We start from the raw sequence: 3,015 nt of genomic DNA, 5'->3' as shown, positions 1-3,015 counted from the left end.
CTTGTTTTTTTTTATAAGCCACCCACCCCCCTGGTTCCGTTTTTGGGGGCCGGTTTGGTAACCCGTTTGGTTTGTGTGGGGGGGCCCCCTGGGGGGGGGGCACCATCGCCGCCCTCGACTCTCCCCGGAGGGCTCGCACCCAGTCTTACGACGCCGCAGGTCCCCTGCGTCTGTGCCCCCGCCGCACTCCCCGGAGTGCGGCGGGGGGACCTGGCGCGGAGAAACCACGGCGAGAGAGGCCTGAGGCCATCATGACCATGACCGACCCCATCGCAGACATGCTCACGCGTCTGCGTAACGCGAACTCGGCGTACCACGACTCCGTGGCGATGCCGGCCAGCAAGATCAAGGCGCACGTCGCCCAGATCCTGCAGCAGGAGGGTTACATCTCCTCCTACAAGGTTGAGGAGCCCGTCGAGGGAGAGGTCGGCAAGAAGCTGACCATCGAGCTCAAGTTCGGCCCCAACCGTGAGCGCTCGATCGCTGGCATCAAGCGGATCAGCAAGCCGGGCCTGCGGGTCTACGCAAAGTCCACCAACCTGCCGAAGGTGCTCGGCGGCCTGGGCGTGGCGATCATCTCCACGTCCTCGGGTCTCCTCACCGACAAGCAGGCCGCCAAGAAGGGCGTAGGCGGAGAAGTTCTCGCCTACGTCTGGTAATTCGGGAAACGGAGGTACAGCAATGTCGCGCATTGGACGGCTGCCCATCCCGGTTCCCGCCGGCGTGGACGTCACCATCGATGGCCAGGCGGTCTCGGTGAAGGGCCCGAAGGGCTCCCTCACCCACGTCGTCGCCGCGCCGATCGAGATCGGCAAGGGCGAGGACGGCACTCTGGTCGTCACCCGCCCCAACGACGAGCGTCTGTCGAAGGCCCTGCACGGCCTGACCCGCACGCTGGTGGCGAACATGATCACCGGCGTGACCGCGGGCTACCGCAAGTCGCTGGAGATCAGCGGTGTCGGCTACCGAGTCGCTGCGAAGGGCTCCACCATGGAGTTCCAGCTCGGCTACAGCCACCCGATCCTGGTCGAGGCCCCGGAGGGCATCTCCTTCGTGGTCGAGTCGCCCACCAAGTTCCACGTGGACGGCATCGACAAGCAGAAGGTCGGCGAGGTCGCCGCGAAGATCCGCAAGCTGCGCAAGCCCGACCCGTACAAGGCCAAGGGCGTCAAGTACGCGGGCGAGGTCATCCGCCGCAAGGTCGGAAAGAGTGGTAAGTAAGCGATGAGCGTCTCTGTCAAGATCGGCAAGGGCAACGCCTACAAGAGCGCCGCTCGCAAGCGCCGCGCGATCCGCGTTCGCAAGCGCGTCGTCGGCACCGAGGTGCGTCCGCGCCTCGTCGTGACGCGCTCGAACCGTCACGTGGTCGCCCAGGTCATCGACGACGCCAAGGGTCACACCCTGGCGTCGGCGTCCACCCTCGACGTGTCCATCAAGGGCACCGAGGGCGACAAGACCGAGCTGGCCAAGAAGGTCGGGAGCCTGGTCGCCGAGCGCGCCAAGGCCGCCGGCATCGAGTCGGTCGTCTTCGACCGCGCGGGCAACCGGTACGCCGGCCGCATCGCCGCCCTGGCGGACGCGGCCCGCGAGGCCGGGCTCGACTTCTAAGCCGCTCGTCGGCTCAGTCGACGGACGTAATCGAGAGAGGTAATTCCAATGGCTGGACCCCAGCGCCGCGGTAGCGGCGCCGGCGGCGGCACCGGCGGTGGCGAGCGGCGCGACCGTAAGCGTGACGACCGGGGCAATGCCCCCGCCGTCGAGAAGACCGCTTACGTCGAGCGCGTCGTCGCGATCAACCGTGTCGCCAAGGTTGTCAAGGGTGGTCGTCGTTTCAGCTTCACCGCGCTGGTCGTGGTGGGCGACGGTGACGGCACCGTAGGTGTCGGTTACGGGAAGGCGAAGGAGGTTCCGGCCGCCATCGCCAAGGGTGTTGAGGAGGCCAAGAAGAACTTCTTCAAGGTCCCCCGTATCCAGGGCACCATCGCGCACCCCGTTCAGGGTGAGAAGGCCGCCGGCGTCGTGCTGCTGAAGCCCGCCGCCCCCGGTACCGGTGTTATCGCCGGTGGTCCGGTGCGCGCCGTCCTGGAGTGCGCCGGCGTTCACGACATCCTGTCGAAGTCGCTCGGCTCGGACAACGCGATCAACATCGTGCACGCCACCGTGGCCGCTCTGAAGCAGATCCAGCGCCCCGAGGAGGTGGCCGCCCGCCGCGGTCTGCCGCTTGAGGACGTGGCTCCGGCCGGTCTGCTGCGCGCCCGTGCCGCTGCCGGGGTGAGTGCCTGATGGCTCGCCTGAAGATCACGCAGACCAAGTCGTACATCGGCAGCAAGCAGAACCACCGCGACACCCTTCGTTCGCTGGGCCTCAAGCGCCTGAACGATGTCGTGGTGAAGGAGGACCGTCCCGAGATCCGCGGGATGGCCCAGACGGTCCGTCACCTGGTGACGGTTGAGGAGGTGGACTGATCATGGGCGACAACCCGATCAAGATCCACAACCTGCGTCCCGCCCCGGGTGCCAAGACCGACAAGATCCGTGTGGGTCGTGGTGAGGGTTCCAAGGGTAAGACCGCCGGTCGTGGTACCAAGGGCACCAAGGCCCGCTACCAGGTTCCGCAGCGCTTCGAGGGTGGCCAGATGCCGCTCCACATGCGCCTGCCGAAGCTGAAGGGCTTTAAGAACCCGTTCAAGATCACGTTCCAGGTCGTGAACCTCGACAAGCTGGCCGAGCTCTACCCGCAGGGTGGCGCGGTCACGGTCGAGGACCTGGTCGCCAAGGGCGCGGTTCGCAAGAACTCCCTCGTCAAGGTGCTCGGCACCGGCGAGATCTCGGTCGCGCTGCAGGTGACGGTCGACGCCGTCTCCGGCTCCGCCGCCGAGAAGATCACCGCCGCCGGCGGTACCGTCACCGAGCTCGTCTGAGCCGCCCATCATGATCACCACGAACACCCCGGCGGTGGCCAGGGTCCCGGTGATCAGGTTCAGGGTCTTGGTCTCCTGGCCGAAGGAGAAGACGT

Annotated in this window: 6 protein-coding genes; all 6 read left to right on the top strand. The window is 66.8% G+C overall.

All coding sequences use genetic code 11. The features are described from left to right. Window positions 1–251: 251 nt before the first annotated feature. Genes rpsH through rplO form a run of 6 tightly spaced genes read left to right on the top strand, consistent with a single transcriptional unit; the run spans window position 252 to window position 2,920 of the window. Complete coding sequence (rpsH, locus tag ACFCX4_RS18125) at window positions 252–659, top strand: 30S ribosomal protein S8 (protein WP_031063036.1); 408 nt, start codon at window positions 252–254, stop codon at window positions 657–659. A 22-nt stretch (window positions 660–681) separates the two neighbouring features. After that, window positions 682–1,221: a 50S ribosomal protein L6 gene (gene rplF / locus ACFCX4_RS18120; protein ID WP_376143516.1), complete on the top strand. Its 540-nt coding sequence runs from the start codon at window positions 682–684 to the stop codon at window positions 1,219–1,221. 3 nt (window positions 1,222–1,224) lie between these two features. Beyond that, window positions 1,225–1,608, top strand: a complete 384-nt coding sequence (gene rplR, locus ACFCX4_RS18115; RefSeq protein WP_376143514.1) for a 50S ribosomal protein L18 — start codon at window positions 1,225–1,227, stop codon at window positions 1,606–1,608. Window positions 1,609–1,656: 48 nt separating this feature from the next. Then, window positions 1,657–2,283, top strand: a complete 627-nt coding sequence (gene rpsE, locus ACFCX4_RS18110; RefSeq protein ID WP_327677860.1) for a 30S ribosomal protein S5 — start codon at window positions 1,657–1,659, stop codon at window positions 2,281–2,283. Beyond that, window positions 2,283–2,465 carry a 50S ribosomal protein L30 gene (gene rpmD, locus ACFCX4_RS18105; protein WP_182313943.1) on the top strand — a complete coding sequence of 61 codons (183 nt, stop codon included), beginning with the start codon at window positions 2,283–2,285 and terminating at the stop codon, window positions 2,463–2,465. Before rpsE ends, rpmD begins: the two co-directional genes overlap by 1 nt. Before the next feature lie 2 nt (window positions 2,466–2,467). Beyond that, complete coding sequence (gene rplO, locus ACFCX4_RS18100) at window positions 2,468–2,920, top strand: 50S ribosomal protein L15 (RefSeq protein ID WP_376143511.1); 453 nt, start codon at window positions 2,468–2,470, stop codon at window positions 2,918–2,920. Window positions 2,921–3,015: the final 95 nt, after the last annotated feature.

The sequence above is a fragment of the Kitasatospora sp. NPDC056327 genome (assembly GCF_042261735.1).
GTDB lineage: Bacteria > Actinomycetota > Actinomycetes > Streptomycetales > Streptomycetaceae > Kitasatospora.
The sequence above is the reverse complement of the archived record's forward strand: the minus strand, read 5'-3'. Positions and strand labels throughout refer to the sequence as shown.

Excerpts from the sequence above, each read along its gene's own strand:
- rplO (WP_376143511.1), top strand. The coding sequence starts at position 2,468 with ATGGGCGACAACCCGATCAAGATCCACAACCTGCGTCCCGCCCCGGGT.
- rpmD (WP_182313943.1), top strand. The coding sequence starts at position 2,283 with ATGGCTCGCCTGAAGATCACGCAGACCAAGTCGTACATCGGCAGCAAG.
- rplF (WP_376143516.1), top strand. The coding sequence starts at position 682 with ATGTCGCGCATTGGACGGCTGCCCATCCCGGTTCCCGCCGGCGTGGAC.
- rplR (WP_376143514.1), top strand. The coding sequence starts at position 1,225 with ATGAGCGTCTCTGTCAAGATCGGCAAGGGCAACGCCTACAAGAGCGCC.
- rpsE (WP_327677860.1), top strand. The coding sequence starts at position 1,657 with ATGGCTGGACCCCAGCGCCGCGGTAGCGGCGCCGGCGGCGGCACCGGC.
- rpsH (WP_031063036.1), top strand. The coding sequence starts at position 252 with ATGACCATGACCGACCCCATCGCAGACATGCTCACGCGTCTGCGTAAC.